Here is a 15,169-nt window from a genome sequence, read left to right as displayed (position 1 = left end):
ACAAGAAGCGCAGGCGTGGCCAGCCGCGACGATCAGGGGCTCGCGTTCGCGACCGACGCCAGGCTCGAGGCGTGGGCGAGCCGGCCGTGGACGGTGCCGGCGGTGCTGGTATTGGCGGCGGGGCTGCGGCTCGCCCACCTGCTGGCCTTTCGCCACTCGCCCTTCTTCGCCACGCTCACCCTCGACGCGCGCTACTACGACCTCTGGGCGCAGCGCATCGCCGGCGGCGCCTGGGTCGGGCGCGAGGCGTTCTGGGTCGATCCGCTCTACGCCTACGTGCTCGCCGGCGCGTACGCGGTCGGCGGCCACGACCTGCTGTGGCCGCGGCTGCTGAACATCGCCTGCGGCGTCGCCACCGCCTGGCTCGCGGCGCGCATCGCCCGCCGCGTCTGGGGCTCGTCGCTGGCGGCCGTGGCCGCGGCGCTGGCGGTGGCGCTGTTCGTGCCGGCGATCCACTTCGAGGCCCAGGTCGAGAAGACGGCGCTCTCGGTGCTGCTGCTGGCCGCGGCGCTCGACGGGTTCCTCGCCGGCAGCGGGCGCGCCATCGCGCTCGCCGGCGTCGCGCTCGGCCTCTCGGTGCTGGCGCGCGGCAATGCCCTCGCCTTCCTCCCGCTGGCGGCGGTGGCGCTGGCGCTGGGGTGGGACCGCGACCCCGGCGATCCGCTGACCGCCAGCGCGGCGCGGCGCTGGCGGCGCGCCGCTGTGTTCCTCGCCTGCGCCGTGCCGTGGATCCTGCTGGCGACGCTGCACAACTATCTCGCCAGCGGCGAGCTGGTGCCGACCACCACCAACCTCGGCATCAACCTCTACCTCGGCAACCATGCCGGCAATCAGTACGGCTATTACGAGCCGCCGGACTTCCTCCACGCCAGCACCGACAGCGAGGCGCACGACTTCCGCGCCGAGGCGGCGCGCCGCGGCGCCGGGACGCTGTCGGACCGCGCCCTCTCCGCCTACTGGACGCGGCAGACGTTGGCGGCGCTGGCCGCCGATCCGGCGCTCGCGCTCCGGCGCGCCGTCCACAAACTGCAACTGGCCTTGAACGACGACGAGGTGCCCGACAGCGAGGACGTGGTGATCGTCGCCGCCTGGTCGCCGCTGCTGCGCGCGCCGCTGCTGTGGTTCGGCCAACTCATCGCGCTGGCGACGCTGGGGGCGGTCGTCGGCTGGCGCCGCCGTGCCGTGCGCGTGCTGGTGGCGGTGGCCGTGGTGTACCTCGCCAGCCTGCTGCCGTTCTTCATCTTCGCCCGCCTGCGCATCCAGCTCCTGCCGCCGCTGGCGGTGCTCGGCGGCGGCGCCCTCGCCTGGCTCGCGGCGACGGTGCGCGCCCGCCAGGGGCGGCCGCTGGCGATCGTCGCCGCGATCCTCGCGGCGGCGGCGCTGGTCACCTGGCACCAGCCCGCCTGGATGGCGCAACGGCGCATCGGCTCGCTGGCCATCGGCTGGCACAACATGGGCGCCGGCTTCGCCGAGCACGGCCAGCGCGAACAGGCGCGCGACGCCTTCGCGCGCGCCGCCGCGATCGACCCCGCGGCCGTTCCCGCCTCGCTGCGCATGCTGGCCACCTACTATCGCGAGGACGGCGACTATCCGCGCGCCGAGGAGACCCTGCGCCAGCTCATCGCCGTGCGCCCCGACAGCCGCTCGGCGCGCAGCGCGCTGGATGCCCTCTACGCCGTCATGCTCGCCGATCCGCGCTGGCGCGACGACGCAGCGCTGGCGCGCCGCCGCGCCGCGTTCGCCAGCGGCGGCACCGGCAGCGGCGCGAGCAGCGGCAGCGGCGGGGTCGCGGCGGCGCCTCCGCCCGTCGTCGCCGCGGCGCCCGCCGGCGCCCGCTGGCAGCTCGCCGGCGACGAGCGCGGCCGGTTCGTCGCCACGCTCGCCGCCCAGCCGCCGGGCACCGGCGCCTGGATCGCCTTCGACGGCCGCGACGCGGCGGCGCGCACGCTGGCGCAGCAACTCGCCGCGGCCTTCACCGCCGCGGGATGGTCGGTGCGCGGCATGAGCGAAGCGCCGTTCCCGTTGCGCGCCGGGCTGTTCGTCTTCGCCGCCGACGAGACCCCGTCGCCGGCCGCCGCGGCCGTCACGACGGCCCTCGAGGCCGCGCACCTGCCGGCCGCGGTGGCATCGGGCTACCGCGACTACGCCACCGACCGCCGCCGCGCCGATCCCACCTGGTCGGGGTTCCAACTCGCGCCCGACCAGGACTTCCTCATCGCCGTCGGACGCCCGGCATCGTGACCGCCGCGCCGCGCTGATCATCAGTCGCACGCCTGACGGACATCACCATCGGTCATGCGGCCTGGCCGAGGTCGGACGTGAAGAGTTGATGACGCGTCTCGTCATTATGACGCAGCGTGTTAGTCTGGATCGGGTAAGGGAGGTGCAGGGCAGATGAACGCACTGACCATCGCCACGCTCGTCAACGTCGCCCCACCGGCGGCCGCCGCCGACGGGATTCTCGTCTTTCCGGTCCCGCCCGTCATGGCCTGGCTGGTGTTCGGCGGCCTGCTCGCCGCCGCCTGCGCGCTGCTCGGGTTCCTGAGCGAGCCGCGGCCGCGGCGTTCGCGGCGCCCGGCGCCGCCGCGCCGTCCGGCGCCGCCGCGGCAGTGGCGCCCGGCGCAACCGCAGCCGTCGCGCCCGTAGCGCCGGCCGGCGCGGTCCGGCGGTGGAACAACCGTCGAGCGATCGGCGCCGCTTCTGCTAGAGGCTCGCCAGCGGTGGCGTGAGGCGCCGCGGATCGGGGGCGAGCGAAGCATGAGCGGAACGGCGACGGCGACGATCGGCCGCGGGTGGCGCGGCGCGGCATTCGTCGGCGTCTGTCTCGCGCTGCTGGTCGGCGCGGGGCGTGCGGCGGCGGACGACGACGCCTGCCTGGCGTGCCACGGCGACGCGACGCTGCGGCGCGAGGCGGGCGAGCGCGCCGGCAGCTCCGTGTTCGTGGACGTCGCGGCTCTCGCCGGGTCGATGCATGGCGACCTCGACTGCGTCGACTGCCATGCCGATGCCAGCGACGACCATCCGCCGCGCCTCGCCGCGCCGGACTGCGCCTCCTGCCACGAGGACGAACAGGCGGAGTATGCCGCCACCCTGCACGGCGCGGCGGCGGCGGCGGGGGTCGCCGACGCGCCGAGCTGCGCGAGCTGCCACGGCGGCCACGACGTCCGCGCCGCCGACGATCCGCGCTCGCGGGTGTCCCGGCAACGGATTCCCGCCACCTGCGGCGCCTGCCACGCCGACGACGCGTTCAACGCCCGCCGGCCGGTGCGCATCAACCGGCCGCTGGCCGGGTACCAGCACAGCGTGCACTTCGCCAGCCTGCTCGCCGACGGCACCGGCGCGAGCTGCACCGACTGCCATGCCGCGCACCGGCTGTATCCCTCCGCGGATCCGCGCTCGACCACCAGCCGCGGCAACATCGCCGCCACCTGCGGTCACTGCCACGACCAGGTCGCCGAGGTGTACGCGGCGAGCATCCACGGGCGCGCGGTGGAGCACGGCAATGCCGACGCGCCGACCTGCGTCGACTGTCACGGCGAGCACGACATCCGCGCCCCCGACGACCCCGAGTCGTCGGTCTACCCGTCGCGGGTCGCCGAGGCGTCGTGCGTGCGCTGCCACGAGTCGGAGCGCATCTCGCGTCGCTATGGCCTCGCCGCCGGCCGACTGCGCAGCTATCTCGACAGCTACCACGGCCTGGCCAGCCGCGGCGGTTCGACGACGGTGGCGAACTGCGCCAGTTGCCACGGCATCCACGACATCCGGCCGTCGAGCGATCCGCGCTCCTCGGTGAACAAGGCGAACCTGCCGCGGACCTGCGGCCAGTGTCATCCCGGCGCGGGCGCGAACTTCGCCCTCGGCGCCATCCATGCCGGGATCGGCGTCGACAACGGCGAGCACCCGCTGGTGAGCCTGGTGCGGCGGCTCTACCTGGCGCTGATCATCCTGGTCATCGGCGGCATGGCGGCGCACAACGGCCTCGATTTCGCCCGCCGATTCGGGCTGCCGCGCCTGCCCTACGGGCGGGACGTGCTGCGCTTCACCCGCGGCGAGCGGTTGCAGCACGGGCTGCTGGCGGTCTCCTTCATCGTGCTCGCCTACAGCGGCTTCGCGCTCAAGTTCCCCGACGCGTGGTGGGCGGCGCCGTTCGAATGGCTCGGCCGCGGCGAGGACACCCGGCGGCTCGTCCATCGCGCGGCGGCGGTGGTGATGGTCGGGCTCGGCGTCTATCACCTGGCGTGGCTGGCGCTCGCCCGGCGGGGGCGCGAGCAGCGGCGCGCCATGTGGCCGGGGCGCCAGGATCTGCGCGACCTCGGGCAGATGCTCCGCTATTACCTCGGGCGGGCCGACCGCGGCGCGGCGTTCGGCCGTTTCAGCTACGCGGAGAAGGCCGAGTACTGGGCGCTGATCTGGGGCAGCGCGGTGATGACCGCCACCGGCTTCGCGCTCTGGTTCGCCACCTGGAGCCTGCGCCTGGTGCCGAAGTGGGCGCTCGATCTGGCGACCGTGGTGCACTACTACGAAGCCTGGCTGGCGACCCTGGCGATCGTCGTCTGGCACTTCTACTGGGTGATCTTCAACCCGCAGATCTATCCGATGAGCCTCGTCTGGTGGCACGGACGCCTGTCGCGCGAGGCGATGGCGCACGAGCACCCGCGCGAGCTGGCGGAGATCGACCGCGCCGGAGCGTCGCCGTCCGACGACGCGTGAGCGGTCCGCGCACCCGCGCCGAGCCGCTCGCGCCTGACGGTGGTCGTCGGCGGGCCGCACGGTCGCGCAGCGGATCCATCGCGGCGCGGAAAGCGGTCGCAGCGGCGCCGGTCTGCCCCTACAATCCGTCGTGCGAGCCGATGACCAACCGCGAGCCGCCAGAGCATCCGCACGACAGCCCCTTCGAGCAGGTGCGCGCGTTGCCGCCGACGGAGAAATTTCGGCTGGCGCTGCGCGCCGATCGGACGGTGCGGGCCATCCTGTTGCGCGACACGGACCCGCGGACGCTGTTCTACCTCTGCCAGAATCCACATCTGACGCTCGAGGATGTGCTGCAGATCGCGAAGGATCCGCGGATTCTCGCCGATACCGTCGGTGCCATCATGCGGGCGCCACAGTGGATCGGGCGGGAGGAGATCCGCTGCGCGCTGATCCGCAACCCCAAGACGCCGCTGGTGAGCGCCCTGCGCCTCCTGTCGGCGCTGACGCCGGGCGCGCTGCGCGCCCTCGCCAAGAGCCAGTCGGTTCGTCGCCAGATCAAACACGCGGCGCTCAAACTGGTGGTGGAGGGACATCCGTGAGGCGGCGCGCCGCCCGGCCGCCGGCGGCGAGCGGCGGGCCGCCAGCGGCGGCGGCCTGATCGACGTCGTTCCCGGCGCGGCGGCCTCCTCTGGGAGCGGGTGCGCCGCCCGTCGACGGTTCAGCGGAGCGGGGCGTAGTCGCCGCGCGCCTCGTCGAGGCGGAAGAGGGGATCGCCGACGAGCCTCGGGTCGTAGGCTTCGCGCTGCAGACGCCCCTTGACGTACTTGAAGCTCGCGGTGAGGTCGGGCGCCTCGAGCAGGCGCAGGAAGAGCGGGCGGGCGTGGCGCGGCAGGGCGGCGACGACATGTGCCGCGAGGCGGGCGGGCGAAAAGTCGGCGGTGGGGACGACCGCGGCCATGCCGGCGCGGCCCTCGCAGCCCGCGACCTCGACGCCGTAGACGATGGCCTCGGCGACCCCGGGGCAGCGCAGCAACTCCTCGGCGACCTCGGTCGTCGAGACGTTCTCGCCCTTCCAGCGGAAGGTGTCGCCGAGGCGGTCGACGAACGAGACCCAACGGCCGGGGTGCCGCCGCACGAGATCGCCGGTGCTGAACCAGTCGTGGCCGTCGCCGAAGGGATCGCGTAGCAGCTTCGCGGCGGTGGCGTCGGCGTCGGTGTACCCGTCGAAGCGGTTGGCGCGGTCGATCCGTCCGATCAGCAAACCGCTCGCGCCTGGGTCGACCCGCAGCAGGTGGCCGCGCCGATCCCGCACCGGCGTGCCTCCGTCGTCGACGCGCACCACCGCCTGGCGCGGCAGCAGGCGGCCGAGCATGCCGGGGCGACCCTCGAGGTTCACCAGGCCGACGTTGCCCTCGGTCGACCCGTAGAACTCGACGATCTCGGGGATCGCGAAGCGCGCCTGCAACGCCCGCCAGACATCGGCCCGCAAGCCGGCGCCGTAGAAGAGGCGGACGCCGTGCCGGCGCTCATCGGCCTGCGGCGGCGACGCGACCAGATAGCGGCAGATCTCGCCGATGTAGGGGACGACCGTGGCGCCGACCTCCCGGCAATCGGACCAGAAGGCCGAGGCCGAGAAGTGGGGGCGGAGGGCGAGGGTGGCGCCGGCGACGACACTGGCGCCCCAGGCGGCGAGGAGGCCGGTGGCGTGGGTCAGCGGCAGGGCCAGGTAGACGACATCCGCGCGACGCAGGCGACAGATGGCGAAGGCGAAACCGGCGGCGAAGCGGCGGAAGCGCCGGACGGTGATGCGCGCCGCCTTCGGCAGGCCGGTGGTGCCCGAGGTGAAGAGGTAGAGGAGCGTCGCCTCGTCCGCCGCCGGGAGCGCCGGCGCGATCTGGTCGCCGCGCAGATCGGCGGGGGCGAGGAGAGTGGGCGCGAGCGCCGGCGGGAGGGTCGCGAAGGCGGCGCGCGCGTCGTCGGAGACGATGACCCAGCGCGGGGCGCAGGCGGCGAGGGCATGGCGCAATGCGTGGCCGCCGATGCCGTTCGGCAGCACCGCCGCCGCGATGCCGAGGCGGGCGCAGGCGGCGACCGAGATCAGCGTCTCCGGCGTGTTGCCGAGCGCCAGGGCGATGGTCTCGCCTCGGCGGGCGCCGCGCGCGGCGAGCGCGCCCGCGCGCCGTCCCGCGTCTTCGTCCAGGGCGCGCCAGGTCCAGCGTGCCTCGCCGCAGCGCAGGGCGAGTCGCTGCGGCGTGCGCCGCGCGTGCGCGGCGATCTGGGCGGCGAGGGTCGCCGGGCGGCCGGGGCGCGCGAGACGCGCCAGCGCGCCGGCGACGCGCGCCGCGGCGCGCAGGCGCCCGACACGGGACGGGGTGGTCACGCCAGGTCGAGCAGCGCGCGCGCCGCCGTCAGGTAGTTGATGTGGGTCGTGCCGGCGCCGAGCTCGAGCAGCTTGGCGTCACGGGCGAGCTTCTCGATGTGGTACTCCTCCATGTAGCCGTTGCCGCCGTGCAACTGGATCGCCTTCAGGGCCACGTCGACCGCCATCTGCGAGCAGTAGGCCTTGGAGGCATTGACGAAGGCGACGTCGCGGATGCCCTTGCGCTGCATCCAGGCGGTGCGGAAGGCGATCGCCTCGACGTTCTTCAGCTTCACGTACATGTCCGCGAGGTCGAGTTGCACCGCCTGGAACTCGCCGATGGCGCGGCCGAACTGGCGCCGCTGTTTCACGTAGGCGAGGCTGCGCTCGTAGCACTCCTCGATGATGCCCCAGGCCATCGCCGGCAGGCCGGAGCGCTCGTTGCCGAGCGACTCCTTGGTGTCGGCGCGGCCCTCGGCGGTCTTTTCGCGGCCGCCGAGCAGGTTGGCCCTGGGGACCCGGACACCGTCGAAGAACAGCTCGCCGGTGGGCGAGTCACGCATGCCCATCTTTCTGAACGGCTTGCCCTGGGTGAAACCCGGCATGCCACGCTCGAGGATGAAAGTGTTCACCGCCATCTCGGCGCGTGGCTGGCCACGGTCGACCTTGGCGTAGACGACGAACACGTCGGCATACGGGCCGTTGGTGATGAACGTCTTCTGGCCGGTGAGCACGTAGTCGTCGCCGTCGGGCCGTGCCGTGGTATGCATCGACCCGAAGGCATCACTGCCGGCGTTGGGCTCGGTCAGGCACCAGGCGCCGATCTTTTCCAGGGTGGCCACCGGCATGCCCCAGCGCTCGATCTGATCGGCGGTGCCCTTGGCGATGATGGCGCCACCGGCCAACGCCAGCGACACGCCCCAGCTCGACGCGAAACCGGGCGAGCAGCGGCACAGCTCCTTGGCGAGGATGGCGAACAGCAACGGGTCGCCACCGGCGTCGCCATCGGCGAGCATCTCGCCGAGGCCGCCGCTCGGCCCCGACTCCGGCGCGCCGCTGGCCTCGCGCTGGCGCAACGTCCGCACCCGCTTCTCGAGTGACGCGCGGGCGACCTCGGCGAGCCCGAACTGGCGCACCAGGTCGCGCATGAGGTCGTAGGGCAGCCGCGCCCCCGATTCCAACTCCGCCAGGCGCGGCCGCAGCTCGCGGTCGCACCACTGGCGCACCATGTCCTGCATCATCCGTTGCGGCTCGGTCAGCTCGAACATCGTCCCTTCTCCCCCGGCCCGTGGCCTATTCACGAAAAGAACTTGAAACTGAATTCAGATTTGAATATGGAGGGAGAAACGAGAGAGGTCAAGCGAGATGGCGAGGACGAACGCGCGGGCGGCGGAGCGAGGTGGGGCGGAGAAGCTGCGCTGGGTGAAGCTGCCGCGACAGGCGCGCAGCCAGGAGAAGCTGGAGCGCTTCATCGCCGCCGCCGAGCGATTGATCAACGAGCGCGGTTTCCAGGCGACGTCGGTGCCGGAGATCGCGCGCGAGGCCGGCTGCTCGGTGGGCCTGTTCTACACCCGCTTCCGCGACAAGCAGGAGCTGCTCCGCTACCTCTTCGAGCACTATCTCGGCGAGGCGGTGGCGACGGCGCGCGCGGTGCTGCGGCCGGAGCGCTTTCGCGACGTGCCGGCGGCCGAGTTGGTGCGCCAGGCCGTGGCCGGCATGGTGCGCATCCACCGCGCCCGGCCCGGCCTCGTCTATGCGTTCTACGAGATGGTGCCGGTCGATCCGGTGCTGGGCGCGCGCGTGCTCGAGGTGCACCGCGAGATCGAGGCGCTGGCGCGCGACGCGCTGGCGGCGCGGGGCGACGAGATCGGCCATTCCGACGCCGAGCTGGCGGCCCGCTTCGGCATTCGCCTGGTGGTCGGAGTGCTGCAGCAGCGGGCCCTGGCCAGTCGGACGATGCCGGCGGGCGACGACCTCACCTGGCAGCAGGTGAATGACGAACTGGTGCGCGCGCTGCTCGCGTACCTGGGCCTGGCCGCGGCCTCGCCGCCGGCGCCGCCGCGCTCGCGCCCGGTGCTGCGCGCCGCCCGCAGATCCGGAGGAGACGCAGATGAGTGAGATTCGCTACGACGGCCGCGTCGCCGTCATTACCGGCGCCGCCGGCGGCCTCGGCCGCTCGCACGCCCTGGCCCTGGCGCGGCGCGGCTGCGCGCTGGTCTTGAACGACGTTGGCGGCGGGCCGCGCGGCGACGGTGGCGACCGCGCTCCGGCCGAGTCGGTGGCCGACGCGGTGCGCGCGCTCGGCGCCGAGTGCATCGCCAACGCCGACGACATCGCCACCACGGCCGGAGGCGAGGCGGTGGTGCGGGCGGCGCGCGATCGCTTCGGTCGCGTCGACATCGTCATCAACAACGCCGGCATCCTGCGCGATTCCACGTTCCACAAGATGAGCGACGAGGACTGGGACCGCGTCTTCGCCGTGCACGTCCGCGGGACGTTCAACGTCACCCGCGCCGCCTGGGCGCACATGCGCGAGGCCCGCTACGGCCGGGTCCTGATGACCACCTCCGGCGCCGGCCTGTGGGGCAACTTCGGCCAGACCAACTATTCGGCCGCCAAGCTGGCCCAGATCGGCATGATGAATACGCTCAAGCTCGAGGGGGCGAAGTACGGCATCACCGTCAACGCCATCGGGCCGGTGGCGCGCAGCCGCCTCACCGAGACGGTCATGCCGGGCGACCTGCTGGAGAAGCTCGATCCGCACCCGGTGTCGCAGTTGGTCGCCTGGCTGTGCTCGGAGGCGTGCAGCGAAACCGGCGCGATCTACGAGTGCGGCGGCGGCTGGTACGCGCGCACCTGGCTGGTACAGCACCCGGGCGCCTTCCTCGAGCCCGAGGCGATCAGCGCCGAACGCCTGCGCGACGAAGTGCTGCCGCGGCTCGCCGACCACGCCGCCGCGGTGCCGCTGGGCGGTTCGCAGGACGCCGCCATCGCCATGATGGCGCACGTGAAGCTCTGAGCGAGGAGGGGCCGTGACCATCGATCCCAGTCGCGCGCTCGGCGCCAGCCTGCCCGCCCGCGAGGCGGCGTGGGGGCCGGACCATCTCATCCTCTACGCCCTCGGCGCCGGCGTCGGCACCGGTGAGGACCCGACCGATCCGCGCGTGCTCCAATACACCTGGGAGGGCGAGCTCCGGGCGTTGCCCACCTACGCGGTGATCCCGGTCTTCGAGACCCTGCTCGGGCTGCTGGACGTGCCGGGCATGGACTTCAATCCGATGATGCTGCTGCACGGCGAGCAGTACACGGAGATCCTCGCGCCGCCGCTGCCGGTCGAGGCGCGCATCGTCAACGAGGCGCGGATCAGCGCCATCCACGACAAAGGCGCCGGCAAGGGCGCGCTGATCGTCACCGAGGTGACGAGCCGCGACGCCACCACCGGCACGCCGCTGTTTCGCAACGAGTTCACCGCCTTCATCCGCGGCGAGGGCGGCTTCGCGAGGCCTGGCGATCCGCCGGCGCCGGCGCCGGGCAACGAGCCGCCGGCACGGGCGCCCGACGCCGTCGTGACCTACCCGACACTGCGCCAGCAGGCGCTGCTCTATCGCCTGTCGGGCGACCGCAATCCACTCCACGTCGACCCGGCGATGGCGGCGATCGGCGGCTTCGAGCGCCCGATCCTGCACGGGCTGTGCACCTTCGCCAACGTCGGGCGCGCCGCCATCGACGCCGGCGCCGACGGCAACCCGGAGCGCTTCCGCTCCATCAAGGTCCGCTTCGCCGCGCCGGTCTATCCCGGCGAGACGATCGTGGTCCGCCTGTGGCGCGAGTCCGCCACCGCGATGCTGTGCACGGCGCACGTGCAGGAGCGCGATCTGAAAGCGGTGATCACCAACGCGCGGGTGACCTTCTTCGAGTAACCACGCGGCGTGAGAGCGATCACGCCCTTTTCCGGAGGAATGATGGGACGCAAGGTCTTCGTGGTCGGCGTCGGGATGACGAAATTCGAGAAGCCCGGTCGCCGCGCCGATTGGAACTATCCGCAGATGGCCAAGGAGGCCGGCGAGAAGGCGCTCGAGGACGCCGGTATTCCCTACGAGCGCATCGAGCAGGTGGTCGCCGGCTACTGCTACGGCGATTCCACCTCGGGCGAGCGCGCCGCCTACGAGCTCGGACTCACCGGCGTGCCGATCTACAACGTCAACAACAACTGCTCGACCGGCTCGACGGCGCTGTTTCTGGCCAAGCAGTTGGTCGAGGGCGGGCTCGCCGACTGCGCGATGGCGCTCGGCTTCGAGAAGATGGAGCGCGGCTCGCTCAAGCAGAACTTCCCCGACCACACGCCGCCGATCGACAAGCACATGCTGCGGATGATGGAGCTGCGGGCCTTCGAGCCGGTGATCCCAGCGCCGCAGGTGTTCGGCAACGCCGGGCGCGATCACATGGACCGCTTCGGCACCACGCCCGAGCACTTCGCCAAGATCGGTTGGAAGAACCACAGACACTCGGTCAACAATCCGTTCTCGCAGTTCCAGGAGGCGTACTCGCTGCGCGACATCCTCGACGCGCCGATGGTGTACTTCCCGCTCACCAAGCTGCAGTGCTGCCCGACCTCGGACGGCGCCGGTTGCGCCATCGTCGCCAGCGAGGACTTCGTCCGCCGCCACGGCCTGCAGGCGAAGGCGATCGAGATCGCCGGCATGGCGATGGCGACCGATGGCCCGGACACCTTCGACCGGGACTGCCGCTACGTCGCCGGCTACGGTCTGACGCAGCGCGCCGCCGCCAAGGCGCTGGCGCAGGCGGGGGCCACTGCCGCCGACGTCGACGTCGTCGAGCTGCACGACTGCTTCTCGGCCAACGAGCTGGTGACCTACGAGGCGCTCGGCCTGTGCGCGGAGGGCACCGCCGGCGAGCACATCGACCACGATGCCTTCACGTACGGCGGCAAGGTGGTCGTCAACCCATCCGGCGGCCTGATCTCCAAGGGCCACCCGCTCGGCGCCACCGGACTGGCGCAGTGCGCCGAGCTCAATTGGCAACTGCGCGGCGCGGCGGGCAAGCGGCAGGTGACCGGCGCCGCCCTGGCGCTGCAGCACAACCTGGGCCTCGGCGGCGCCGCGGTGGTCACCGTGTACCGGCGCGCCGCGCTCTGAATTTCACGCCATTCAATCGCGCCACGAGCGCCGACGAAGGAGAGGAGAACACCATGACGACAGCGGAGATCTTCGACAGCATCGCCAGGTCGTACGACCCGGCGACCGCCAAGGGGTTGAGCGGCACCATCCAGTTCAATCTCAGCGGCGCCGACGGCGGCGAGTGGTACCTGTCGGTGGGGGAGGGCGGCATCGACGTCGGCCGCGGCGCGGCCCCGGCGGCGGCGCTGACCGTGTCGGCCAGCGCCACGGACTACGCCGCGATCGCCACCGGCAAGATCCCGCCCCAGGTGGCCTTCATGCAGGGCAAGCTGAAGTTCAAGGGCGACCTCGGCCTGGCGATGAAGATGCAGGGCCTGTTCAAGCCGATCAGCGCCTGATCGCGACGGAGCAGGGGCGGTGCGGATGAGCTGATCACGACCCGCGGCGGTGTCCGGGTGGGCCGGACGCCGCCGCGGTGCCACGGACGGGCGCCGCGCGAAGCGTGCGGCGGCCGAGGGGGGACACATGACCCACGTCGACGCAAACCACGAGATCGCCACCCGGACGGCGCGCCGGCGCCGGTGTCGTGCCGTCGTGATCCTGGCGGCTCTGGCCTGCGCCGCCACGCCGGCCGCGGCCGCGGCGCAGGGGCAGTGCGCTGCGAAGATGCAAGCCGCTCTGCGCAAGATCGCGCGCGCCGAGAGCAAGACGCTGGCGAAATGCGTGGCGCAGATCGACGAGGCCGCGCTCGGCTTCTCGGTCGCGACCTGCGCGGCGAGCGACCCCTTCGGCCTCGTCCAGAAGGCTCGCGACCGCGCCGCCAGGGACGAGGCGAAGCTCTGCGCCGGCCCGGCCATCGGCTTCACCAGCCTCGATACGGTCACCGCCGCCGGCCTCTACGCCGGCACGGCCCTGGCGCGCGGCCTCTTCGGCCCCGCTGTCGATGCCGCGCTGCGGGCGAAGGCCAGCGACGCCGCGGGGGCGCGGTGTCAGCGTGACCTGCTCACGCGCAGCCAGCAATGCGCCGATCGGGCATTCAAGGCCTACGCGCGCTGCGCCGGCAAGGCGCTGAGGCGCGGCGTCACCGACCCCTTCCAGCTCGTCGCGTGCAAGCCGCTGCCCGACGGCGCTCAGTGCGACGCGGACCTCGCCAAGAGCGTCGGCAAGCACTGTGTCGGGCTCGACGGCGCCGCGCTGTTCCCAGGCTGCGCCGGCGATCTGGCGCGCTGCGCTCGCGCGCACGCCGAGCGCACCGCCAGTCAGGCGGTCAATCAGGCGGCCGCCCTGTGCCAGCAGGTCCTCGTCGGCACGCTGCCCGAGGACACCCTGCTGCGCTGCTTCGCGCCGCCGGCGCAGGAGCCGATGGCGGATTCCGGCGTCATTCCGATGCCCGCCGGCGTCAACCCGCAGCAGGCGAGCTGGGACGAGAGCGGCGAGCACCTGGTGTTCAACTTCACCTCGCCGAGCACGGTCGGCAATCAGCTCGGCATGATCCGGCCCGACGGCAGCGACTTCCGCTGTCTCACGTGCGCCACCGGCCTGATCACCGGCAACCTCAAGGTGGCGCAGCGGTTCCGTGACGGCCAGCGCCTGCTGGTGGCGGGCAACAACAACCCGAACCCGAAGTGGAACGTCCTCGAGTGCACGCCGAGCGTGCTCGACTGCCAGAGCGCGGTGATGCTGCCGATCAAGTTGCCGCCGAACCCCGATCCGACCGTCGGCATCCTGCAGTATCGCGTGCCGCACGTGACCTTCGACGATCAGTGGTTCATCTGGAGCGAGGTGCGCCTGCGCGGCCCGGGCGGCAACGTGGTCGGCATGGGGCGCCTGGTGCGGCAGGCGGATCGCTACGATCTGGCGGACCCGCGCGTCATCGCCCCGCCGGTGTCGTCGCTGGCGCTGGGGGTCGACTCGGACGTCTGGCGCAATTTCACCCAGCCCTTCGAGGCGAAGGAGGCGGTCATGCGCGGTGGGCTCGACTGGGTGGTCGCCGGGACGCCAGAGGCCGGGCACTACGACAACTTCGCCCTCGACCTCGGCAGCGGCGCCGTGCGCCGCATGACCCACTACCCCGACCACAACGAGGGCATCAACTTCAGCGCCGATGAGCAATGGACGGTGGTGTCGAGCGCCCGCACCGACAACCGCGTCGGGTTCCTCGGTCTCCTGCCGCGGCCGCCCTATGTCGACTGGATCGCCTTCTCGCTGCACTTCGTCGCCATCGCCGGCGCGCCGAGCGACGGTCTCAGTCCGGGTGGCAATCCGAACGAACGGGACTGCTATCTCGACCCATGGATGGTCGACCGGTGGTTCGAGCGTGGCGATTACATCGGGCAGCGGTTGCTCAAGCCGGCCGACGAGTGGCAGTCGGCCGCCGGCGGCTTCGAGTGGTCGCCCGACGGCACGCGTCTGTCCATCACCGAGCTGCAATGGCGCCGCGTCACGCCGCTGAACACCCCGCTGCCCGGTCGCCTGCGCGTCTTCACGCTGACCAACCGCGACCCGATCCCGCCCGCCGCGGTGGTGCCGATCGTGGACACGCCGGAGCCGACCTGGGCGATCCGCTACCAGGACTACGTCGTTCCCAATACGTTCGGCGTCACCGTCATCCCCGGCAAGGCCAGCGGCACGGCGACGATCACCAACGACTTCGCCAGCACGCTGAGCGGCTCGGCGCGGGTGGACTACCTCGACTATTCCGATGACGGCGCCTCGGTGCTCAACGGGTTCGAGGAGATCCGCATTCCGGTGTTGGTCAGCAACGGGGCGGAGTACTCGGTGAACCTGGCCCTGAGCGGCGCGCACCACGGGACGATGCAGGGCGACCTCTTCTACGACTTCGTCGCCAACGCGAACACCGGCGAGGTGGTGACGACGCTCGATGGCCGCACGCTGAGCGGTCCCAAGACCTGCTACCAGGCCGGCCTGATCCCGGTGCCATAGTCGGCCGCCGCCGCGGCGCGCGCCGCTGGCGCGCCGC

Annotated in this window: 12 protein-coding genes; 10 read left to right on the top strand and 2 right to left on the bottom strand. The window is 72.5% G+C overall.

Translation table 11 applies throughout. The annotated features are described in order from the left end of the window. Positions 1 to 15: 15 nt before the first annotated feature. The 4 genes from KF840_14755 (at position 16) to KF840_14740 (ending at position 5,291) form a co-directional block, all read left to right on the top strand. Positions 16 to 2,241: a glycosyltransferase family 39 protein gene (locus KF840_14755; protein ID MBX3026166.1), complete on the top strand. Its 2,226-nt coding sequence runs from the start codon at positions 16 to 18 to the stop codon at positions 2,239 to 2,241. Positions 2,242 to 2,394: 153 nt separating this feature from the next. Further along, complete coding sequence (locus tag KF840_14750; protein MBX3026165.1) at positions 2,395 to 2,646, top strand: hypothetical protein; 252 nt, start codon at positions 2,395 to 2,397, stop codon at positions 2,644 to 2,646. A gap of 111 nt (positions 2,647 to 2,757) precedes the next feature. Beyond that, the gene (locus KF840_14745; GenBank protein MBX3026164.1) at positions 2,758 to 4,710 is read left to right on the top strand and encodes a cytochrome c3 family protein; all 1,953 of its coding nucleotides are present in this window, start codon (positions 2,758 to 2,760) and stop codon (positions 4,708 to 4,710) included. After that, a complete protein-coding gene (locus tag KF840_14740; GenBank protein MBX3026163.1) occupies positions 4,707 to 5,291 on the top strand; it encodes a hypothetical protein in 585 nt (194 codons plus the stop codon). The genes KF840_14745 and KF840_14740 overlap by 4 nt, the downstream gene beginning before the upstream one ends. A 119-nt stretch (positions 5,292 to 5,410) precedes the next feature. Here the strand turns inward: KF840_14740 and KF840_14735 are convergent, their stop codons facing one another. Both KF840_14735 and KF840_14730 read right to left on the bottom strand, forming a co-directional pair. Beyond that, positions 5,411 to 7,072 carry an AMP-binding protein gene (locus KF840_14735; protein ID MBX3026162.1) on the bottom strand — a complete coding sequence of 554 codons (1,662 nt, stop codon included), beginning with the start codon at positions 7,070 to 7,072 and terminating at the stop codon, positions 5,411 to 5,413. Then, the gene (locus KF840_14730) at positions 7,069 to 8,319 is read right to left on the bottom strand and encodes an acyl-CoA dehydrogenase family protein (protein ID MBX3026161.1); all 1,251 of its coding nucleotides are present in this window, start codon (positions 8,317 to 8,319) and stop codon (positions 7,069 to 7,071) included. Before KF840_14730 ends, KF840_14735 begins: the two co-directional genes overlap by 4 nt. 97 nt (positions 8,320 to 8,416) lie before the next feature. Between KF840_14730 and KF840_14725 the strand changes: the two genes are divergently transcribed. The 6 genes from KF840_14725 to KF840_14700 all read left to right on the top strand — a co-directional run bounded on the left by KF840_14725 (position 8,417) and on the right by KF840_14700 (position 15,132). Continuing rightward, on the top strand, positions 8,417 to 9,169 hold the full coding sequence (locus tag KF840_14725; GenBank protein MBX3026160.1) for a TetR/AcrR family transcriptional regulator: 753 nt from the start codon (positions 8,417 to 8,419) through the stop codon (positions 9,167 to 9,169). Then, positions 9,162 to 10,070: an SDR family oxidoreductase gene (locus KF840_14720; GenBank protein MBX3026159.1), complete on the top strand. Its 909-nt coding sequence runs from the start codon at positions 9,162 to 9,164 to the stop codon at positions 10,068 to 10,070. Before KF840_14725 ends, KF840_14720 begins: the two co-directional genes overlap by 8 nt. A gap of 13 nt (positions 10,071 to 10,083) precedes the next feature. Next, entirely contained in the window at positions 10,084 to 10,971 is an 888-nt protein-coding gene (locus tag KF840_14715; protein MBX3026158.1) for a 3-alpha,7-alpha,12-alpha-trihydroxy-5-beta-cholest-24-enoyl-CoA hydratase, read from the top strand. A 42-nt stretch (positions 10,972 to 11,013) separates the two neighbouring features. Beyond that, the gene (locus KF840_14710) at positions 11,014 to 12,207 is read left to right on the top strand and encodes a lipid-transfer protein (protein ID MBX3026157.1); all 1,194 of its coding nucleotides are present in this window, start codon (positions 11,014 to 11,016) and stop codon (positions 12,205 to 12,207) included. A gap of 53 nt (positions 12,208 to 12,260) precedes the next feature. Further along, positions 12,261 to 12,587, top strand: coding sequence for an SCP2 sterol-binding domain-containing protein (locus tag KF840_14705; protein ID MBX3026156.1), 327 nt, complete (start codon positions 12,261 to 12,263; stop codon positions 12,585 to 12,587). A 127-nt stretch (positions 12,588 to 12,714) separates the two neighbouring features. Next, on the top strand, positions 12,715 to 15,132 hold the full coding sequence (locus KF840_14700; protein MBX3026155.1) for a hypothetical protein: 2,418 nt from the start codon (positions 12,715 to 12,717) through the stop codon (positions 15,130 to 15,132). Positions 15,133 to 15,169 lie beyond the last annotated feature (37 nt).

The organism is bacterium, assembly GCA_019637795.1.
In the GTDB taxonomy this organism is placed as follows: domain Bacteria; phylum Desulfobacterota; class Binatia; order HRBIN30; family CADEER01; genus JAHBUY01.
This window is presented reverse-complemented; position numbering and strand designations above follow the sequence as displayed.